General features: G+C 67.3%; 16 protein-coding genes. 9 read left to right on the top strand and 7 right to left on the bottom strand.

What is annotated here, in order from left to right:
* Positions 1 to 50: 50 nt before the first annotated feature.
* Complete coding sequence (gene hemB, locus QRN34_RS10225; RefSeq protein ID WP_285404197.1) at positions 51 to 1,040, top strand: porphobilinogen synthase; 990 nt, start codon at positions 51 to 53, stop codon at positions 1,038 to 1,040.
* 80 nt (positions 1,041 to 1,120) lie between these two features.
* The gene (locus tag QRN34_RS10220; protein ID WP_285404195.1) at positions 1,121 to 2,923 is read left to right on the top strand and encodes a monovalent cation:proton antiporter-2 (CPA2) family protein; all 1,803 of its coding nucleotides are present in this window, start codon (positions 1,121 to 1,123) and stop codon (positions 2,921 to 2,923) included.
* Positions 2,924 to 3,168: 245 nt separating this feature from the next.
* On the opposite strand, the gene QRN34_RS10215 is transcribed toward QRN34_RS10220, so the two are convergent.
* Both QRN34_RS10215 and QRN34_RS10210 read right to left on the bottom strand, forming a co-directional pair.
* Positions 3,169 to 6,609 carry an ankyrin repeat domain-containing protein gene (locus tag QRN34_RS10215; RefSeq protein ID WP_285404193.1) on the bottom strand — a complete coding sequence of 1,147 codons (3,441 nt, stop codon included), beginning with the start codon at positions 6,607 to 6,609 and terminating at the stop codon, positions 3,169 to 3,171.
* 90 nt (positions 6,610 to 6,699) lie between these two features.
* On the bottom strand, positions 6,700 to 7,002 hold the full coding sequence (locus tag QRN34_RS10210; RefSeq protein WP_036138187.1) for a YcgL domain-containing protein: 303 nt from the start codon (positions 7,000 to 7,002) through the stop codon (positions 6,700 to 6,702).
* A 225-nt stretch (positions 7,003 to 7,227) separates the two neighbouring features.
* Between QRN34_RS10210 and QRN34_RS10205 the strand changes: the two genes are divergently transcribed.
* Positions 7,228 to 8,652 (top strand): outer membrane protein transport protein, encoded by a 1,425-nt coding sequence (locus tag QRN34_RS10205; RefSeq protein ID WP_285404190.1) that lies wholly within the window; start codon positions 7,228 to 7,230, stop codon positions 8,650 to 8,652.
* Between the two features lie 74 nt (positions 8,653 to 8,726).
* On the opposite strand, the gene QRN34_RS10200 is transcribed toward QRN34_RS10205, so the two are convergent.
* The 5 genes from QRN34_RS10200 to trxA all read right to left on the bottom strand — a co-directional run bounded on the left by QRN34_RS10200 (position 8,727) and on the right by trxA (position 13,903).
* On the bottom strand, positions 8,727 to 9,422 hold the full coding sequence (locus tag QRN34_RS10200; protein WP_285404188.1) for a UPF0149 family protein: 696 nt from the start codon (positions 9,420 to 9,422) through the stop codon (positions 8,727 to 8,729).
* A 9-nt stretch (positions 9,423 to 9,431) separates the two neighbouring features.
* Positions 9,432 to 10,802 (bottom strand): glutamate--cysteine ligase, encoded by a 1,371-nt coding sequence (locus QRN34_RS10195; protein ID WP_285404186.1) that lies wholly within the window; start codon positions 10,800 to 10,802, stop codon positions 9,432 to 9,434.
* A gap of 261 nt (positions 10,803 to 11,063) precedes the next feature.
* Positions 11,064 to 11,237 carry a hypothetical protein gene (locus QRN34_RS10190; RefSeq protein WP_285404184.1) on the bottom strand — a complete coding sequence of 58 codons (174 nt, stop codon included), beginning with the start codon at positions 11,235 to 11,237 and terminating at the stop codon, positions 11,064 to 11,066.
* Positions 11,238 to 11,523: 286 nt separating this feature from the next.
* Positions 11,524 to 13,422: a transcription termination factor Rho gene (rho, locus tag QRN34_RS10185; protein ID WP_285404182.1), complete on the bottom strand. Its 1,899-nt coding sequence runs from the start codon at positions 13,420 to 13,422 to the stop codon at positions 11,524 to 11,526.
* Positions 13,423 to 13,576: 154 nt separating this feature from the next.
* On the bottom strand, positions 13,577 to 13,903 hold the full coding sequence (trxA, locus tag QRN34_RS10180; RefSeq protein ID WP_036143580.1) for a thioredoxin TrxA: 327 nt from the start codon (positions 13,901 to 13,903) through the stop codon (positions 13,577 to 13,579).
* Between the two features lie 430 nt (positions 13,904 to 14,333).
* Here trxA and QRN34_RS10175 point away from each other — a divergent pair, with 430 nt between their 5' ends.
* The 6 genes from QRN34_RS10175 (at position 14,334) to rpoH (ending at position 20,508) form a co-directional block, all read left to right on the top strand.
* Positions 14,334 to 16,112: a DEAD/DEAH box helicase gene (locus QRN34_RS10175; RefSeq protein ID WP_285404180.1), complete on the top strand. Its 1,779-nt coding sequence runs from the start codon at positions 14,334 to 14,336 to the stop codon at positions 16,110 to 16,112.
* Positions 16,113 to 16,202: 90 nt separating this feature from the next.
* Positions 16,203 to 16,880: a cell division ATP-binding protein FtsE gene (gene ftsE, locus QRN34_RS10170; RefSeq protein ID WP_285404178.1), complete on the top strand. Its 678-nt coding sequence runs from the start codon at positions 16,203 to 16,205 to the stop codon at positions 16,878 to 16,880.
* Positions 16,877 to 17,857 carry a permease-like cell division protein FtsX gene (gene ftsX, locus QRN34_RS10165; protein ID WP_285404176.1) on the top strand — a complete coding sequence of 327 codons (981 nt, stop codon included), beginning with the start codon at positions 16,877 to 16,879 and terminating at the stop codon, positions 17,855 to 17,857. The genes ftsE and ftsX overlap by 4 nt, the downstream gene beginning before the upstream one ends.
* Positions 17,858 to 17,917: 60 nt before the next feature.
* Positions 17,918 to 18,712 carry a response regulator gene (locus QRN34_RS10160; protein ID WP_285404348.1) on the top strand — a complete coding sequence of 265 codons (795 nt, stop codon included), beginning with the start codon at positions 17,918 to 17,920 and terminating at the stop codon, positions 18,710 to 18,712.
* Positions 18,709 to 19,404 (top strand): uracil-DNA glycosylase, encoded by a 696-nt coding sequence (gene ung, locus QRN34_RS10155; protein ID WP_285404174.1) that lies wholly within the window; start codon positions 18,709 to 18,711, stop codon positions 19,402 to 19,404. Before QRN34_RS10160 ends, ung begins: the two co-directional genes overlap by 4 nt.
* A 243-nt stretch (positions 19,405 to 19,647) precedes the next feature.
* The gene (gene rpoH / locus QRN34_RS10150) at positions 19,648 to 20,508 is read left to right on the top strand and encodes an RNA polymerase sigma factor RpoH (protein ID WP_285404172.1); all 861 of its coding nucleotides are present in this window, start codon (positions 19,648 to 19,650) and stop codon (positions 20,506 to 20,508) included.
* Positions 20,509 to 20,550 lie beyond the last annotated feature (42 nt).

Raw genomic sequence — 20,550 nt, 5'->3', positions numbered from 1 at the left:
CGCGGCCGAGGCGTAAAATGGTGGTCTTGCCCACCCACAGGCCACCCTCCATGACTTTTCCCGCCGTCCGCATGCGCCGCATGCGCCGCGATGCCTTCTCCCGCGCCCTCATGCGCGAGACCGTGCTCACCGTATCCGACCTCATCATGGTCGCCTTCGTCGTCGATGGCGAAGGTGTACGACAGCCGGTGGCCTCCATGCCGGGCGTGGAACGGCTCTCGATCGACCAGCTGTTGAAGCTCGGCGAGGAATGCGTGGCGCTGGGTATCCCGGCACTGGCCCTGTTTCCGTCGGTGGGCAACGAGGTGAAGAGCGAAGACGCGGCGGAGGCCTGGAATGCGCAGGCGTTGTTCCAGCGTGCGACGCGCGCCCTCAAGGAACGTTTTCCCGAACTGGGGCTGATTGGCGACGTGGCCCTGGACCCCTACACCACGCATGGCCAGGATGGCCTGATCGACGCCGACGGCTACGTGATGAACGACGCCACGGTGCAGGCGCTGATCCGGATGTCGCTGGCGCAGGCGGAAGCCGGCATGGATTTCATCGCACCGTCCGACATGATGGACGGGCGCATCGGTGCCATCCGCGACGCCCTGGAAGAGGCCGGCCATATCCACACGCGCATCCTGGCGTATTCGGCGAAGTACGCATCCAGCTTTTACGGCCCGTTCCGCGACGCCGTGGGTTCGTCGGGCAACCTGGGCAAGGGCAACAAGCACACCTACCAGATGGACGTCGGCAACAGCGACGAGGCCCTGCGCGAGGTGGAACTCGACCTCGCCGAGGGTGCGGACGCGGTGATGGTGAAGCCCGGCCTGCCTTACCTGGATATCGTCCGCCGGGTCAAGGACACCTTCGGCGCGCCCACCTTCGTCTACCAGGTCAGCGGCGAGTACGCGATGATCAAGGCCGCCGCGCAGAACGGCTGGCTGGACGAAAAGGCCGTGGTCATGGAATCCCTGCTGGCGATGAAGCGTGCAGGCGCGGACGCGATCCTGACGTATTTCGCGGTGGACGTGGCGCGCTGGCTGAAGGGCTGAGACGGCGCACCGCCAGCCGATCGTGCAGGGCCTGCCCGCTCGCGTGACATAATCCGGAACGATCTTCCGGGAGTCGCAGGATGGATGGACATCACTTTCTCGAGACGGCCGTCGTCTTCCTGCTGGCGACGGTCGTGGCCGTGCCCCTCACGAAGCGCTTCCGCCTGGGCGCCGTGCTCGGCTACCTGCTGGCGGGGGTGGTCATCGGGCCTTCGGTCCTCGGGCTGGTAAACGACACCGAGGGCGTCGCGACGATCTCCGACTTCGGCGTCGTGCTGATGCTGTTCGTCATCGGGCTGGAACTGTCGCCGTCGCGCCTGTGGGTGATGCGACGCGCGGTGTTCGGCAGCGGCAGCCTGCAGGTCATCACCTGCGCGCTGGCGCTCGGCGCCATCGGCTATTTCCTGTTCGGCCTCACCTGGAAAGCCGGCGTCATCGTCGGCGGAAGTCTGGCTCTTTCCTCCACGGCCTTCGGCCTGCAGATCCTGGCCGAGCGCAAGGAGGCCGGTTCGGCGTACGGTCGCCAGGCCTTCGCCATCCTGCTGTTCCAGGACCTGGCCGCCATTCCGCTGATCGCCGCGGTGCCCCTGCTGGGTAGCGCCGTGGCCCACGATGCGCACGGACCGGACATGGCCAGCGTGCTGCGCGTGGTCGGCACCATCTTCGGGGTGATCCTGGGCGGCCGCCTGCTGTTGCGCCACGTGTTCCGCTTCGTCGCCCGCGCCAAGAGCACCGAGGTGTTCACGGCAACGGCCCTGCTCGTGGTCATGGGCACGGCATGGCTGATGGAACTGGCCGGCATCTCGGTCACGCTCGGTGCCTTCCTGGCCGGCCTGCTGCTGGCAGATTCGGAATACCGGCACGAACTGGAATCCAACATCGAGCCGTTCAAGGGGCTGCTGCTGGGGCTGTTCTTCGTCAGCGTGGGCATGTCGGTCGACCTCGCGCTGCTGGTGGCCAAGCCGCTCCTGGTGCTGGGCATGGTGGCCTTGCTGCTGGCCGTCAAGGCGATGCTGATCGTGCCGCTGGGCCGGCTGATCGGTGCACTGACCACCGCGGATTCCGTGCGGCTTGCCGCCGTGCTGGCCAGCGGCGGCGAGTTCGCGTTCGTCATCCTCAACCTCGCCCAGCAGAACCGCCTGATCGACGATAGCCAGCGCGGGTTGATGGTCATGGCCATCTCGCTGTCCATGGCGCTGACACCGCTGCTGGTGCTGGCAGCCTCCCGGCTGGTCCACGAGCGTGTGCATACGCCCGACCGCGCCTTCGACACCATCGAGTCCGATACGCCGCGGGTCATCATCGCGGGCTTCGGCCGCATGGGCCAGATCGTCGCGCGCATGCTGCGCGCACAGGACATCCCGTTCGTCGCCCTGGAAAGCTCGGTGGAGCAGGTGGATACCTCGCGGCGGTTCGGTGGCACGTCGCTGTTCTTCGGTGACCCCGCGCGTCCGGAAATGCTGCGGGCGGCGCAGGCCGACAAGGCCGAGGTGTTCGTCATCGCCACCGACGATCCTGAGGCGAACATCCGCACCGCCCGGCTGGTCAGGCGACAGTACCCGCACCTGAAGATCATCGCCCGTGCGCGTAACCGCCAGCATGCCTTCCGTCTGATGGACATCGGCATCGAAGAACCCGTGCGCGAGACGTTCTACTCCAGCCTGGAAATGACCCGCCACGTGCTCCAGTCGCTCGACATGCCGGCGGAGGTCGTGGACAGCCGCATCGCCCGTTTCCGCAAGCACGACGAGCAGGTGCTGCGCGCGCAGTACCTCGTCTACGACGACGACGCGGCCCTCATCCAGTCCTCGAAGGAAGCCCTGCACGACCTGCAGCAGCTGTTCGAAGCCGACGCCGTTGACGAGCGCGAGCGCGATAGTTGAGCCACGTCGATCTCGCGTCACACGACAAGCACGGCATGCATGACATGCGCGACATGCATCTGTAGGAGCGCGCGATGCGCGCGACATCTTCTCGCGGCGCCTTTCATGCTGGCGCGCCAGCTGCCGGGTTATCGCAAAAAGATGTCGCGCGCATCGCGCGCTCCTACAGGGTCATCGCGCCGGCAAGCGGTGTCACCGTGCCGGCATGTCGGCGGCGAAGCAAAGTCGGCGGCGCAGCAAAGGGGTCAATCGGGCTGGGCGGGCTGCCGGAGTGTCTGGCGTACGCTGGGTACGGTGCCGACGCGGCTGCCCAGTTCATGCGCGATGTCCACATAGCCCAGGTGTCGTGCGACATCGCCGGCGGTCCGGCCGAAGCCATCGGCGGCGTTGCGGTTGGCGCCGCGCTGCAGCAGCACGCGCGCCGGCCCGAGCAGGGCATGCATCGCGCTGGCGTGCAGCGCGCTGACGCCGCGGTGGTCGGCATGCTCGATCCGGGCGCCGGCATCCAGCAGCACCGGTACCAGGGCGCCGAGGTGAGTGGCATCGGCAGGGGCGCCCGGGCGCAGGTTCGCACCCAGCAACATCAGTAGCGGGGTCACGCCGTCCTTGTCGGCCTTGTTCGCATCGGCGCCCTTGCCGATCACGGTATCCAGCAGGCGCCGCGCACGCAGGCTGTCGCTACTGCCGAAGCAGTACTGCGCGGCGGCGTGCAGGGCGGTGTGGCCGTGGGCGTCCTCGGCTTTCGCATCGGCACCGGCACGCAGCAGCATGTCGGCGATCTCCGGATAGCCCAGCGCGGCGGCGATCATCAGCGCCGTGGTCTCGCCCGGCAACCGCTGGTCGGCCGACACGCCATGCGCGAGCAGGGCCTCGACAATCGTGTCGCGTCGCGCGTTGACGGCTGCCGCCAGCGGCGTGATGCCGGAGGCGGCGGCGAGGGTCGGATCGGCGCCGGCCTGGAGCAGGTGGTCGACGACGTGACGCTGTCCGGCGCCGGACGCGCGAAGCAGGCCGGTCGCGCCCTGGTGGTCGCGTGTGTCGACGGGGAAGCCCAGTTCGATCAGCCGGTCCACGGCTTGCACATCGCCCGCGGCGGCGGCGGCGGGAAGATCGTCGGCACGCAGGGGGCGACGCGGCAGAGGCCACGCTGTCCAGCTGAGCCAGCGCTCCACATCGCCGTGTCCGATGCCCAGTCCGTAGGGTGTCTCGCCATTGACGTCGGCCGCCTCGGGATCCGCGCCGTGGGCGACCAGCAGGCGTACCAGCGGCAGGCTTTCGCCACCTTGCTCGAGCGCCGCGTGCAGCGGCGTGCGTCCGCCTGCGTCGCGAACGTTCGGGTTCATGCCGCGGGCGAGCAGGGCACCCAGCAGCGCGGTACGGCCCGTGGAGGCGGCCATGTGCAGGGGCGTGCGTCCGCGGGCGTCGGCACCGAACGGATCGGCGCCGGCCTCGAGCATCGCCAGGGTCAGGCGTTCGTCGGCGCCGTCGAGGCGGCAGATCGCCTGGCCGAGCAGACCCGCGCCGGCCGGGCTGGCGCCGGCCCGCATCAGTTGCAGCAGGGCGTCGGCCGACTGCGGCAGCTGGGGTAGCAGTGCATCGAACAGGCGGCGTCCGGCCTGGGGCGCGTCGCCGGGTGCACCCAGCCGTGCCTCGGCATGCAGGCCGTGGTCGAGCAGCCATGCGCGTGCTGCCTCGAAACCGGGACCCGCAAGGTCGACGTAGAGGGCCGACAGTTCCTCCACGGGCCAGGCGCGCACCTTGGTGGTGAACGTGGAAGCCACGGCCCAGTGGCCGAAGCGCAGGGCATCGTAGAGGTGCAGGGGCGAATCGGCGCCAGCCTCCGGCACGACCGACTCGCTGAGCGATGTCGGCAGCGGTGTTTCCGGATCGAGCAGCGCCACGAAATCCCAGCGTCCGGCCCCGGCCGCGTGGTCGAGCGCGCTCCGGCCGTCCGCGCCGGGCTCTTTCGGCTGGGCGCCGAGCGCCAGCAGCGCCCGCACCGTGGCGGCCTGGGCCCGGGGCGACTGGCAGGCGAGGGTCAGTGCGTCGCGGCCGTGGCCGTCGCGCGGCGAGGCGTCCGCGTGGGCGTCGGCCAGCAGCTGGACGATGCCCTGCGCGCCGGCGCGCGCGGCTTCCATCAACGCCGTCGTGCCGTGGCGATCGGCGAGGTTGGGTTGCGCGTGCGCCTGCAACAGCGCGCGGGCGATCTGTTCGTGCCCTTCGGCGGCCGCGGCCATGAGCGCTGAGCGGCCGTGGGCGTCGGTGGCGTTCACCGCCGCCTTGTAACGCAGCAGTACCTTCACGCCCTCGGCGTCGTCGTCGGCAATGCCGGCTGCCGCGACCAGTGCGGGTTCGCCGCCCACGGGCGAGGCCTTGGCGCCGTGTTCCAGGAGAAACCTCACCAGCGCCCAGTTGGCTGCGCGGCAGGCGATCGCCAGGGGCGTGTCACCTGCCGCGTTCACCGCATCCACCGGTGCGCCGGCGTCCAGCAGCATGGCCGCCACGGTCGGTTCGGCACTCAGTACCGCGCCATGCAGTGGCGTGTTGCCCTCGTTGTCGACGGCGGCCGCATTCGCGCCATTGGTGAGCAGGGTAAGTACGGCGTCCGGCCGGCCGTGCCAGCTGTCGCGCGTGGCCGCGTGCAATGCGGTGACGCCCTGGTGGGCGCGATCGACCTTCGCGCCCCGCGCGATCAGCGCACGCAGCAGGCGTGAATCAGGTGACAGTGCCGCCAGTGTCAGCACCGAGCGCTGGTCGCGGTCGCCGGGCTCGGCGCCGGTGTCCGGTTCGGCACCGGCCTCGACCAGCGCAACCGCGCGCGCGATATCACCCTCGCGGGTGGCGAGCAGCAGGGCACGCTCGCGGACGCCAGGCTGGCTTTCTTCCGTGCTGAGCACGGGAATGGGTGCCGGCGGGATGTCTGCCGGGCGCTCCGCGTCCTGCCCGACGTCTTCACGCGACGGGATGCCGCCCCGTTTCGCACCGAGGCGTACGCGGCGATCCGGGAGCAGTGCGCGCAAGGTGCGATTGGCGATCACCATGCCTGCCACTGGCAACAGGACCACGCCGTAGAGCGCCAGCGACGCGAGGCGCATTTCCGCAGGCAGCACGCCGTACAGGCCGGACAACGCCACGGCGCAGAACGCCAGCACCAACAGGCTGAGCGCCGCCGGGAGGAAATGGGAGAAGAAGCGCTCCTCGGCGGACAGGTGGCGGCCGAAACTCACGGATCGCGCCAGCGCCGTGAAAATCCACGAGGCCGTTCCGCTGTCTTCGGGGTAGGCGTCGTCCCAGAGGAAGATCAGGCCGAAGGCGGGCCATGTCCGCCATAGCGCGGCAAGCGCCACGACCAGGGTGGCAGCCAGCAGGAGCGCCGCGCCCAGGCTGGGGGCCTGGGTCAGCTTGAGCAGGGGCCAGGCCACCAGCACGAAGACCACGAACGTATAGGCCGTGAAAATCACCACGTAGGCCGAGCCCCGGCGCAAGGCCGTGCGCAGGTAGCTGGTTTCGGGGTCGAAGCCGATGGCATGGCACACCGCGCCCATGACCAGCGCATTCGCCAGCAGCAGCGGAATCAGCGCCAGCGGTGACGCCGTGAGGCCGGCGCAGGCGACCGCAGCAAGGACGGGAATGAACCAGGGCAGCGCTTTGAGCAGCGACGGTCGACGACGTTTGGGATTGGCCATGCGCGGGAGTATACGGACGCGCATGGCCGTACGCGGTAACGCGGCGTTAACCCTGGTAACGCACGGCGCGCCCGGCGCGGTTTCGCCTGCTCAGGCCCTGACGAGCATCTGGTCGGGGTCGATCTCGCGATTGTGGTTCGGCTGGTTGCACACGGTGAGCGTTTCGCCCGGAGGCGTCTGCAGGTGCCAGCCGCATCCGGCGAGGTTGATGAGCACTTGCTCAGTGTCGTTATGCGGCAGCTTGCGCTGGGGCGTCAGTTCCACCTCGAGCACGAAGCGCAGTTCGCCCAGCAGGAGCACCAGCGGTTCGGGAAGCATGTCGAGGCCATCCCGGCGGGTCATCCAGACGTAGGTATCGGGCTTGCGAAGGCTTGCGTAGACATAGCAGTGCATGACGGCGGTCTCGCTGGCGGTTCGAGTACCTAAGGTAGCAAAAGGCCGGCGCCCGCGGGCGCGTGCGGACCACATTCCTGCAGATTTGTTGCACCGGCACTTGCAAATTATTCGTCAAGTCGTCCAGAGTTCCCCCGCAGATTGTTAAACGCGCGTATGAAAACAAGAACGTTTCCGTTGCGCGACTGTGACATCGACCCAGACAGAACAAGCAGGAGCCCCACCATGCAGACGTTGATCCGTACCCGCCCGTTGGCCGTCGCCGCCCTTTCGCTGGCCATCGCCGGCGCGCTCGTGGCTCCGCAGGCCGCCCACGCCAGTGCCTTCCAGCTGAAGGAAAATAGTGCCGCCGCGCTCGGCCGCGCTTTCGCCGGCTCCACCGCGGCAGGTGACGATGCGTCCGTCATCGTGAACAACCCGGCCGCCATGAGCATGCTCAAGGGCACCACGTTCCAGGCCGACGTCACCGGCATCAACTTCAGCACCAAGTTCCACGGCACCGCCACCGACGCGCAGGGTCGTCCCATCTCCGGCGGCAACGGCGGCGACGCGGGCACCACCATCCCGGTGCCGGCCTTCTACGTGGCCACCCAGGTCAGCGACCGCTGGCACGTCGGCTTCGGCCTGACCGCGCCGTTCGGCTTCAAGACCGAATACGACGGCGACTGGAAGGGTCGTTACAACGCTATCAAGTCCGACTTCAAGTCGTATGACGCCACCCTGTCGGCCTCGTTCGACGTCACCGACAACTTCGCCCTGGGCGTCAGCGCCATCGCGCAGAAGACCACGGCCGAACTGACCAGCGGCATCAACTACAACACCGTCGGCCTGGGCCTGATCCAGCGCGCCGCCGCGGCTGGCCAGCTCTCGCCCGCCGTGGCTCGTGCCCTGGCCGCCCAGTACGCGGCCGTGGTGCCGCCGGGCAGCGATGGCGTGGCCAAGATCAAGGGCGACGACTGGGCCTACGGCTGGCAGGTCGGTGGTCTGTGGAAGCTCACCCCGAACGACCGCATCGCGCTGAACTACCGCAGCAAGATCAAGCACACGCTGGAAGGCACGGGTAACTTCACGATGCCGAGCAACGTCTCGGCCGTGCTGTCCAACCCGACCGTCGGTGCCCTGCTCGGCAGCGGCCAGCCGCCCTTCACCCACACCAACGGCACCGCGGGCTTCACCACGCCGGTCGTGGCCACCGCCAGCTTCTGGCACCAGGACGTCAAGTTCGGCCTGGGCTTCGACCTGTCGTGGACCAAGTGGGACGAGTTCAAGGACCTGACGGTTGACTACTCGAACCCGAACCAGCCGTCCACCAGCGAGAACTACAGCTGGCGCAACAGCTACTTCCTCTCGGCTGGTGGTGAGTACTACCCGACCGACAAGCTGACGCTGCGTGCCGGTATCGCCGTGGACAGCACCCCGACCTACGACGACACCCGTTCGCCGCGCGTGCCCGACTCCACCCGCAAGTGGCTCGCGTTCGGCGTCGGCTACAAGGCCACGGAGAACTTCGAGCTCAACGCCGGCTATGCGCACATCTTCGTCAACAAGGCGCACATCGCGGGCGTCACCGATGCGACGGGCGACCGCCTGGTCGGCCAGAACGACGACAAGGGCAACCTGCTCAGCGTGTCGGCCAAGTACCAGTTCTGATCGCGTCGTCGATCGGCTGAGGCCTGATACGAAAAAAACCTCCCCGGCAACGGGGAGGTTTTTTTATGGGCGGATCAACCGCCCGCGCCGCAGCACTTCTTGTATTTCTTCCCGCTGCCGCACGTGCAGCTGTCGTTGCGTCCGACCTTGGCGTCCTCGCGACGCGACGGGCGCCCGTGTTCCGGGTGACGCCGGCGATACAGCGCCGCCAGCTGGAACGGAATCTCGTTGAGCAGTGTCATCCGCTCCTCGAAGGTGGGTAGCGGCACCTCCGGGGTACCGGGCTCCGGATCGACCTGGTCGGCGGTGAGCGTGAGCAACATGCCGACGAGGGGATAGGTGGACTCGTCGAGCCACTCGGACCATTCCTCTTCCCACGCGTTGATGGCGAAGCGGAAGCCGAGCGCCCAGTCGCTGGCGAGCGGGAAGTCACCGTCGTACGTGCTGACGTCCTCGAGTTCGTCGAATGCCTCGGGAGAGTCGACGAAGGGCAGCGACTCGTCCGCCATGATCTTCGGATCGCCCGAGACACGCGCCTCGATCACCGCCCAGAACTCCTTGAGCAGTTCGGCAACCTCGGCATGCACCGCCTCGGATTCCCACGGTATCGCCTCGCCCGCGTCGAAGATGGCCATGCAGTCGTCGATGTCGACCTCGGCCGGCCCGACGATGGCTGCGGAAAACAGACCGTCCAGCGTTTCCAGCGAATAGCGGTTGGTCGAGATCAGGAGGTCGTCGAGTCGGCCTAGCCGCGTTTCATTCATCTGCATGGTGGTTGCTCAGTAAGCGTAGTCGCGGAAGACGGGATCGACGCTGCCGTTCCATGGGCCGTGGAATAGCTCGAGCTTGGTATCGGCCTGGGTCTTGCCGGACAGGGCGATCTCCTCCAGCGGCTCGAGGTACACCGACTCGTCCACGCCGCGGTGGCCCAGGCGGTTTCGCCGCTTCAGGCCCTCACGGGCGATCTTCACCGCTTCCAGCGAGAGTTCGCGCACGCTGTGATCGCGGAAACGCAGGGCAAGCGCCTCTTTCGGCACGCCGTCGCGCAAGGCATGACGCTCGGCCTTCGTGAAGTCCTTCACGAGATCCCATGCGGCATCCAGTGCAGTGTCGTCGTACAGCAGACCCACCCAGAAGGCCGGCAGGGCACACAGCGAATTCCACGTGCTGGTGTCGGCGCCGCGCATCTCCAGGTATTGCTTGAGGCGTACTTCGGGGAAGGCGGTGGTCAGGTGATCGGCCCAGTCCTTCATGTCGGCCCGTACACCAGGCAACGCCGGCAACTCGCCGCGCATGAACTTTTTGAAGTCCTGTCCGGCCAGGTCGACATACTTGCCGTCGCGGTAGCTGAAGTACATCGGTACATCGAGGATGTAATCGACATAGCGCTCGTAGCCGAAGCCGTCCTCGAACACGAAGTCGAGCATGCCGGTACGGTCGGCATCGGTGTCCGTCCATACATGCGAGCGGAACGACTTGTAGCCGTTGGGCTTGCCCTCGGTGAAGGGCGAGTTGGCGAACAGCGCGGTGGCGATGGGTTGCAGCGCGAGCGCGACGCGGAACTTCTTCACCATGTCCGCCTCGCTGGAGAAGTCGAGGTTGACCTGGACGGTGCAGGTGCGGGTCATCATGTCCAGGCCGAGCGAGCCCACCTTGGGCATGTACTCGCGCATGATCTTGTAACGCCCCTTGGGCATCCAGGGCATCTGGTCGCGGCGCCATTTCGGCTGGAAGCCCATGCCGAGGAAGCCGATGCCGAGTTCTTCCGCCACCGAGCGCACCTCGCGCAGGTGGTCGGTCACTTCGTCGCAGGTGTCGTGGATCGTTTCCAGGGGCGCACCGGAAAGCTCCAGCTGCCCGGCGGGCTCGAGCGTGATGTTGGCCATGCCCTTGGTCAGCGCCACGGGAATGTCGCCTTCACGGGCGACGTCCCAGCCGAAGCGCGTGGCCAGCGTTTCCATCAGCTGACGAATGCCGGGGCGGTCGCCGTCGAACGGGGGCGGGGTCAGGTCGTCGCTGTAGAAGCCGAACTTCTCGTGCTCCGTGCCGATCCGCCAGGCCTCGCGCGGCTTCTCGCCCTTGGCGAGGTACGCCACCAGGTCGTTACGGTCGCCGATGGGCGTGCTCTTGGCGGCGCTGGGGATGGACACAGGGGCTTTCCTTGAAGAGGGGGCTTTAGGCCGGATGCAGCCCACATGGGGGCGCGCGCCCGACGGAAAAAGGTGCCATGCGGCCGCGCAGGGTAACAAAAGGCAGGGCGTCCTGCCGCCACGAAAGCGGCGCCGGTCCGTCGTTCATGACCCGCCGAAGGGCCAAAGAAAAGCCCCGGCGCTTGCGCCAGGGCTTAGGGACCGCCATGAGGCGTCGCCGTGAGTCGCGGTACGCCCCCGCGACGCGGGGGCATCGATCGATCATGCGGCGGAGATGACGATGCTTTCCCCGTCGGTGAACCGAACTTCTTCTTCACTCCCCTCCTCGAGCCTGTCTTCGGAAAGCGCCTGGCCTTTCGCATCCATCACCCGAACCATGATCGGACCGGTATCGCCTGGTTCGTCATTGACGATCGTGACCTTTAAATGCTTCATGCCGTGTTCTCCATGGGTTTGGCTAGATAGTCCATCACGATCACGCGACGCACCAGCGCCGTGGCGTCGCGTCACGGCGGCCGACAAAGAGAGGCTGGAGTGCCTTGCATTTTACGTTGCCCAATTCGCTTACAGATAAGCGCCGAGCGAGGTATCGCGATCAGCGCTTCATCGACGTTTCGTGAGCGCCCAGGGTGACTAGGCCGTCCCCTGCCCGGGTTCGCGGTAGCGTCCACAAAAAAAGGCCGCCCACGGGCGGCCTTTTTTCCTGTGCGATGGATCGCGGTCAGCGCTTCATCGAATTGAAGAACTCGTCGTTTGACTTCGTGTTCTTCATCTTGTCGAGCATGAACTCCATCGCCGCCAGCTCGTCCATCGGGTGGAGGAGCTTGCGCAGGATCCAGATCTTGGCGAGCAGGTCCGGATCGATCAGCAGGTCTTCGCGGCGCGTGCCGGAGCGGTTGATATCGATGGCGGGATAGACGCGCTTCTCGGAGATGCGCCGGGACAGGTGCACTTCCATGTTGCCGGTACCCTTGAACTCCTCGTAGATCACCTCGTCCATCTTCGAGCCCGTATCGGTCAGCGCCGTGGCGATGATCGTCAGGCTGCCGCCTTCCTCGACGTTGCGTGCCGCGCCGAAGAATCGCTTCGGACGCTGCAGGGCGTTGGCGTCGACACCGCCGGTGAGCACCTTGCCGGAGCTCGGCACCACCGTGTTGTAGGCGCGGGCAAGGCGGGTGATCGAGTCGAGCAGGATCACCACGTCCTTCTTGTGCTCGACCAGGCGCTTGGCCCGCTCGATCACCATCTCGGCTACCTGCACGTGGCGCACCGCGGGTTCGTCGAAGGTGGAGCTGATCACTTCGGCGCGAACCGTGCGGGCGATTTCCGTGACTTCCTCGGGGCGCTCATCGATCAAAAGCATGATCAGATGGACGTCCGGGTGGTTGTACTGGATGGCCTGCGCGACGTTCTGCAGCATCATCGTCTTGCCGGATTTGGGCTGGGAGACGATGAGGCCACGCTGGCCCCGACCGATGGGCGCCACCAGGTCGAGGATGCGGCCGGTGATGTCCTCGGTGGAGCCGTTGCCGCGCTCGAGTTTGAACGACTTGCGCGGGAACAGCGGCGTGAGGTTTTCGAACAACAGCTTGTTCTTCGACGCCTCCGGCGGATCGCCGTTGATGTCGTCCACCTTGAGCATCGCGAAGTAGCGCTCGCCTTCCTTGGGATGGCGGACGCGTCCGGTGATGTAGTCGCCGGTGCGCAGGTTGAAGCGACGGATCTGGCTGGGCGAGACGTAGATGTCGTCCGGGCCGGCCAGGTACGACTCGTCGGCCGAGCGCAGGAAGCCGAAGCCGTCCTGCAGGATTTCCAGCACGCCTTCCGCCCAGATGCCGCCGCCCGACCGGGCGTGGGCCTTCAGGATGTTGAACACCACATCCTGCTTGCGCTGGCGGGCCACGCCTTCGCGCACGCCGAGCGACTCGGCGAACTCGAGCAACTGGATGGCGTTCTTGCGCTTGAGCTCGGTCAGGTTGATCAGGCGATCGTTGCTGCCGGCATCGGCGTTCTCGTCGTCGTCGACGGGGTAGCCGTTGTTATTGTTGTTGCGCGGATGCTGATAATTGCCACCGCCGCCATTGCCGTTGCCCGGATTGCCGCCACCACCACCGCCACCGCCGCCCGGACGGGGCGGGTTGCGCTCGTTGCGGCGACGACGGCCGCGGCCTTCGCGCTCGGCATTGTTGGCGTTGTTGGGGCCACCGTTGGGGTTGGCGCCACCGTTAGGATTGCGGTCGTTACGGTTCTGCTGCGGGTTGGGGTTGTCGCCCCGGCCCTGCGGCTGGCCGTTCTGACCGCCCTGGCCGCCGCCCTGGGGCGGGTTGGCCTGGCCACCGTCGCGGGACTCGCCTTGCGGCGAAGCCGGTCGGGCATCCGCGGGCGGCGCCGAGGTGTTACCCAGCTGCAGTTCCGCCTGGGGGGCGGGCGCGGGCATCGGTGCGGGCACGGGTGGCAACGGCGGCGGGGCCTTGACCGGAGCCGGTGCGGGAGCACTCGTCTCTACCGCCTGCGTTTCGGCAGGCGGCGCCTTGCGGCGCGTACGGGGACGCGGTTCGGTCGCAGGCGTGTCGCCGGCGCCCTTGGCGTCGTTGGAGTCTTTGGTTTCGATATCGGACACGGGCAAACCTCACGGGGCGCCGTTAAAAGAAGAAGGGAGAGGGTTCGCGACTGGGGGGACAAGCGGTGTCCCGGCGAACCCCTAGAGCCTAGCATCGCGTGAGGCGCGACGTAAAGCGCCTCACGCGGTGGCTCGGGTCATGCGATGAACCGGATCAGAGGGCGCCGTCGATGAACTTGGCCAGCTGGCCCTTGCCCACGGCACCGATCTGGGTGCCTGCCACCTTGCCGTCCTTGAACAGCATGAGGGTGGGAATGCCGCGCACGCCGAACTGACGCGGCGTCTGCTGGTTCTCGTCGATGTTGATCTTGACGATCTTCAGCTTGCCCTCGTATTCGCCGGCCAGTTCGTCGAGCAACGGCGCGATGGACTTGCAGGGGCCGCACCATTCCGCCCAGAAGTCGAGCAGGACCGGGGTGTCGGAATCGAGGACTTCCTGCTGGAACGCAGCGTCGCTCGTATGGGTGATCTTGTCGCTCACCGTTATCTCCAAAAAGGGGTGACTGGGGGGCTTGACGACCGTAACGCTCACATCGGCTACACTAAGGCGCCTCATGTCGCGGGTCGCACCGGAAGCGAAGGTCCTGGCCATTGCAGCCTCGAGCCCTCCTTCCAACGCAACTAGGGGCGCGCTTCAAGCGTTTCAAGGGCGCCGACGGGATGGTTTCCGTTGACATAGGTGAGAAGGTTACCCGTTTTCCAGCCTTTTCACCTATGCCAGCGGAAGCCGTCGGGTCGCGCGCCGCCGCCTCCGGCCATCGTGCGCCGGGCGAGTCGTAAGGCCGCCGGTGGTAACCGGCCGCCCCCGACTCTCCCGTGACGCCGGTCGGATCACCCACCGTCCCCCGACCCTACGGTCGCCGGGGATGCCGCCGCGCATGTGCGTGGCGCGACGCAGGCCATTCCTACCTATGTCCGAAACCGTTCTCACCGACGTCTTCTACGAAAACCTCGACCTCCATCCGTTGCTCCACCAGGGTCTGGCCACCGCGGGCATCACCCGCTGCACGCCCATCCAGGCACTGACCCTGCCGGTCGCCCTGCTGGGACGCGACGTCGCCGGCCAGGCGCAGACGGGCACGGGCAAGACCTTCGCCTTCCTGGTCGCCCTGATGGACCGCCTGCTCAAGCACCCGGCCGCGGCGGACCGCAAGGATGCCGATCCGCGTGCCCTGATCATCGCGCCCACCCGCGAGCTGGCCATCCAGATCGAGAAGGATTTCCAGACGATCGGCAAGGCCACCGGCCTGCGCAGTGCGCTGATCTACGGCGGGGTGGACTACGACAAGCAGCGCCAGCAGCTGCGCGACGGCTGCGACATCATCATCGCCACGCCCGGCCGCCTGCTCGACTACTACAAGCAGGATGTGTTCGGTTTCGGCGCGGTCGAGGTCATGGTCATCGACGAAGCCGACCGCATGTTCGACCTCGGCTTCATCAAGGACGTGCGCTTCATCTTCCGCCGCCTGCCGGCCCGCGAGAAGCGCCAGGTGCTGCTGTTCTCCGCCACGCTCAGCCACCGCGTGCTGGAGCTGGCCTACGAACACATGCACGAGGCCGAGAAACTGGTGGTGGAGACGGAGAACGTCACCGCCGACCGGGTCCGCCAGGTCGTCTACTTCCCCTCCAAGGAAGAGAAGATGCCCCTTCTGCTCAACCTGCTCGAAGAGAGCAAGACCGAGCGCAGCATCATCTTCGTCAACACCAAGGCCGCCGCCGAACGCATCACCGATCGCCTGAAGCGGCACAACTTCCGCGTCGGCGCCATTTCCGGCGACGTGCCGCAGGTCAAGCGCCAGAAGCTGCTCCAGCGCTTCCAGGATGGCCAGATCGACCTGCTCGTGGCCACCGACGTGGCCGCGCGCGGCCTGCACATCCCGGCGGTCAGCCACGTCTTCAACTACGACCTTCCGCAGGACGCCGAAGACTACGTGCATCGCATCGGCCGTACCGCCCGCCTGGGTGCGGAGGGCGACGCGGTCAGCTTCGCCTGCGACCTGTATGCGATGGGCCTGCCGGACATCGAGACCTACATCAACCAGAAGATCCCCACCGCCTCCATCGAGGCGAAGATGCTGGTGATGCCGGCACCGCGTCCGCGCGCCGACGGCGTGCAGGACGAAGTGGACGATCCGAACGACACCGGCGGCCACATCCCGACCCGCGGCGCGCCGCCGGAGAAGGGTGGCCGTGCCGGCCGCGACGGTCGTGGCGGGCCGTCCCGTTCCGGCGAGCGTCCGGCCAGCCGTGAGCGCCGCCCGCGTCCGCCGCGCGAGGACCAGCCCGTGGGCGGTTTCACCGCGGCATCCACCGAAATACCGATGACGACGGTCGTGGTCGCGGAGTCGGTCGAGCAACTGCCGGCTGCCGCCGAGGCCATGGCCGCCGACGGCGCGGTGAAGAAGCGTCGCCGCCGTCGCGGTGGTCGCGGTCGTGGCGCACGGGAGGGCCTCGACGTGGCGACCGACGGCCAGCAGGTGGTCGAGGCGGCGGCCACGGCCGATCGCCCGGCGTCGCCGCCGGGCGCGCGCCATAAGGACGAGGGTCCGGCCGAGTCGAACCCGGGGCGTCGTCCGTCACGCCAGGTGGCGGCGAACCGTCCCGCCGGCACGCCGGCTCCCGCGGAAAAGACGCACGAGAAAAAAGTCGGCTTCTTCCGCCGCATCGGTCGCCTCTTCGGCAGCCGCTGAGGTGCCTGCGGGCCGCCTGCATGCAGGCGGCCCGCAAAACCGTCACGACATCCCTTATCCTCTGAGGCTGAACAGCCAACGGGTGACGCGGTGATCGGTTTCGATCTGGTGAGCAAACGATACGAGGGCGATCACCAGGCCCTTACCGACGTCTCGTTCCAGGTCGCGGCGGGCGAGATGGCCTTCGTGACCGGCCATTCCGGCGCGGGCAAGAGCACGCTGCTCAAGCTGCTGGCCATGATCGAGCGCCCGACCAACGGCGTCGTCACCCTCGACGGCCAGAAGCTCAACACCGTCCGCTCGGCGGACATTCCCCGCATCCGCCGCAAGCTGGGCATGGTTTTCCAGGACCACCGGCTGCTGATGGATCGCAGCGTGTTCGCCAATGTCGAACTGCCGCTGGTCATCGCCGGCATCGCGCCCGCGGATCGTTCGCGCCGGGTGCGCGCGGCGCTCGAGAAGGTCGGCCTGCTCAGCTACGAAAAGCAGTTGCCCGATGCCCTCTCCACGGGGGAACAGCAGCGGGTGGGCATCGCGCGCGCCATCGTCGCCAAACCGGCCGTGCTGATCGCCGACGAGCCCACCGGTAACCTCGACCCCCAGCTGGCGATGGAAATCATGACCCTGTTCGCCGAATTCCAGCAGGTGGGCACGGCCGTGCTCGTCGCCAGCCACGATCTCATGCTCATCAAGCGCATGAAGAAGCGCGTGGTCGTGCTGGACCACGGCAAGCTGGTGGCCGATGTGCCTGCCACGGAGGTGGTATGAACGCCGCTCGCGACACCCGCCGCCCTGCCGAACCCGCCAAGACCCAGCGCAGCGAAGCGCGCCGGATGGGGGCCTGGCGCGAACACCACGCGTGGAGCCTCTCGATCAGCCTGCGGCGCCTGGCCGCGCGTCCGCTGAGCACGCTGCTCACGGTGGCGGTCATGGGCGTGGCGCTGGCGTTGCCGCTGGCGTTCTACCTGCTGCTGGGCAATGTCGAGCGCATGGGTGACGCCCTCGGCCGCAACCAGTCCATCAGCGCCTTCATGAAGCCGGGCCAGAACGGCGCCATGGCCGAGACCGCGGCCTCCGCGTTGCGTGGGCGTCCCGAGGTGGCCGAGGTGGTGGTGCGCACGCCCAAGGACGGCCTGGACGAGCTGGCCGAGGTCCAGGGGTTTTCCGGGTCGCTGCAGTCGCTGGACGTGAACCCGTTGCCCTACGTGCTTTCGGTGCAGCCGCGCAGCGGGCTGTCCGCCGAGGATGCCGGACGCCTGGTCGAGGCGATGAAGGCCACCCCCGGGGTCGACATGGTGCAGGACACCGGTGCGTGGCGACAGCGACTGGACGCCCTGCTCGGCGTCGGTACGCGCGCCGTGAGCCTGCTCGCCACGCTGCTCGGCATTGCCGCGCTGCTGGTCGTGGGCAACACCATCCGGGTCGATATCCAGAGCCGGAGCGCGGAGATCGGTGTGCTTCTGCTGGTGGGCGCCAGCCGGCCCTTCGTGCGTCGGCCCTATCTTTACGCGGGCCTCTGGCTCGGCTTCCTCGCCGGCGTGCTGGCGGTGGTGCTGGCCGTGACGCTGGAGCTGGCCATGGCCGGGCCGGTCGGGCGGCTCGCCGCGGCGTACGATGGCAGCGTCAGTTTCGGTGGCCTGCCGGCGTGGTTGCTGCTTTCGGTCCCGTTCGCCGCGGCCCTGCTCGGCTGGCTGGGTGCGCGGCTGGTCAGCGCGCGGCAGATCCGCCGCGCCGCGGCGGTCTGACAGGAGGGCACCCGGGTGGCGACTCACATCGGTTCGGGCGTGGCCGGCACGGCCCCGCGGATGCTCCTGGTCGACGGCTCCCGGGTCGTTCGCCAGCTCATTTCCCGGGTCGTCACCGCGGAAGTGCCTGGCGTGGAGATCGTGGGCGTGTCCACCGGCGCGGAGGCCCAGGTCGAGCTGCAGCGCGGCGTGTTCGATTTCGTCACCGTGGCGTTGCGCCTGCCCGATATGGATGGCCTGGACGTGGCCCGCTTCGTGCGCGAATCCGCGCCGCAGATCTACATGCCCATCGTGGTCGTTTCGGGCGACGTCGAGGAACGCCTCCATCGGCGTGAACTGGGCGAGTTCGTCACCGACTATTTCGACAAGTCGCTGGGCTTCGAGGCCCTGGCCGAATTCATCCGCGGCTATGTCCGACCGGAAGGGGGCGCCGAAGGCGAGGTGCTCTATGTCGAGGACAGCCGGGTGGTCGCGCTGGCCACGCGGCGCATGATGGAAAAATACGGCCTGACCGTGCATCACGTGATCAGCGCGGAAGACGCCCTGGTCCACCTGCATGAGGCGAAATTCCAGGGGCGGATGGGGGCTGACATCGTGCTGACCGATGTCAGCCTGAAAGGCGAGCTCACGGGCGGCGACCTGGTCGAGCGCATCCGCAACGAGTTTGGTTACGGCAAGGGTCGGTTGCCGACGCTCATCATGACCGGTGACGAAAACCCCGCCAACCAGGCCGCGCTGCTCCGCGCGGGGGCCAACGACCTGGTCGAGAAGCCCGTCGAGGAAAAACTGCTCATCACCAAGCTGCTGTTCCAGCTGCGAGTGGCGCTTCACCTGCGCGAAAGGACACGGGATTGAACGACCGCATCAAGCTGGAGCCGTCCTGGAAGGAACGGATCGGCCCTTACCTCGACCGGCCGGACATGCTGGCCCTGTCGCACTTCCTTCGGGAAGAGAAGGCGGCAGGCAAGGCGATCTTCCCGCCGGGCCCGGAGATCTTCAACGCCTTCGCGCACACGCCGTTCGACCGCGTCCGCGTGGTCATCCTGGGCCAGGATCCCTACCACGGCCCCGGTCAGGCGCACGGGCTGAGCTTCTCGGTGCGCCCCGGCGTGCGGGTGCCGCCGTCGCTGCAGAACATGTTCAAGGAGATTGAAGACAGCCTCGGCATTCCGCGGCCCGACCACGGCTGCCTCACCCCCTGGGCCGACCAGGGCGTGCTGCTGCTCAACGCGGTGCTGACGGTGGAAGCGGGGCAGGCCGCATCGCACCAGGGCAAGGGCTGGGAAGGCTTCACGGACGCCGCCATCGACGCGCTGAATCGCGAGCGCGAAGGCCTGGTGTTTCTCCTGTGGGGAAGCCACGCCCAGAAGAAGGGCCAGCTGATCGACGGAAAGCGCCACCTGATCCTGCGCAGCGTGCATCCCTCGCCGCTGTCCGCGCACCGGGGTTTCATGGGGTGCGGGCACTTCGCCAAGACAAACGCGTACCTGGCGTCCCGGGGCGAGGCGCCGATCGACTGGTCGCTTCCGCCGGCCGCGGCTCTTTAAAGCCCGCCTCGCGGCCCAATGAGGGTGGGTGCGACGGGCGCGTCACGTCTCCCGTGTCACCGTGCTGCCTTGGCCGGGTGGCAGGGTATCCGTCTGCCTCCTGAATACCCCGGTGGGTCCATCTGGACAGGCTTGGGGTATTTCTGTACCATTGCGTACAGTTAACCGATGAACTTCGGGCTGACTTAGCACTCTCACTGCGGGACTGCTAATCTGCATACAGACTTTTTGGAGGTTCCACACATGTCCCAAGCTCTCGTTACCCGTAACTACGGGCTCCCGAGCGTCGTCGGCAGTCTGGATTCCTACATCTCGGCAGTCCATCGCATCCCGGTGCTCAGCCTAGACGAGGAGCAGTCGCTGGCGCGTCGCTTCCGTGACGACGCCGATCTGGACGCCGCCAAGCAGCTGGTCATGTCCCACCTGCGCTTCGTGGTCCATGTGGCCCGCGGCTACAACGGCTACGGCCTGCAGCTGTCGGACCTGATCCAGGAAGGCAACATCGGCCTGATGAAGGCGGTCAAGCGCTTTGACCCGGACCAGGGCGTTCGCCTGGTCAGTTTCGCGGTGCACTGGATTCGCGCCGAGATGCACGAGTTCATTCTGCGCAACTGGCGCATCGTCAAGGTGGCCACCACCAAGGCGCAGCGCAAGCTGTTCTTCAACCTGCGCAAGAGCAAGAAGCGCCTGGGCTGGATGAACGCGGAAGAAGTGCGCGTGGTCGCCCACGACCTGGGTGTTCCCGAGGCCACGGTGCGCGAGATGGAATCGCGTCTTTCCGGCCGCGATGTGGGCTTCGAGGCTCCGGCCGATGCCGATGACGACGACAAGCCGGCTCCCGCCGCGTTCCTCGTCGACGAAGGCGCCGATCCGTACGAAAATCTCGCCGAGGAAGATGCGAGCAACAACCAGATGGGCGCGCTGTCGTCGGCGCTCGGCAACCTGGATGCCCGCTCGCGCGACATCATCCAGCGTCGCTGGCTGGCCGAGGACAACAAGGCCACGCTGCAGGATCTTGCGGACGAGTACGGCGTTTCCGCCGAGCGTATCCGCCAGATCGAAGCGAACGCGATGAAGAAGATGCGCGTCGCCATCGCCGCCTGAGTGCCGCGTTGGGCGTAAGATCCGGAACGGCCCCTCGGGGCC

It is taken from the genome of Luteibacter sp. ME-Dv--P-043b (assembly GCF_030209605.1).
Lineage (GTDB): Bacteria > Pseudomonadota > Gammaproteobacteria > Xanthomonadales > Rhodanobacteraceae > Luteibacter.
This window is presented reverse-complemented; position numbering and strand designations above follow the sequence as displayed.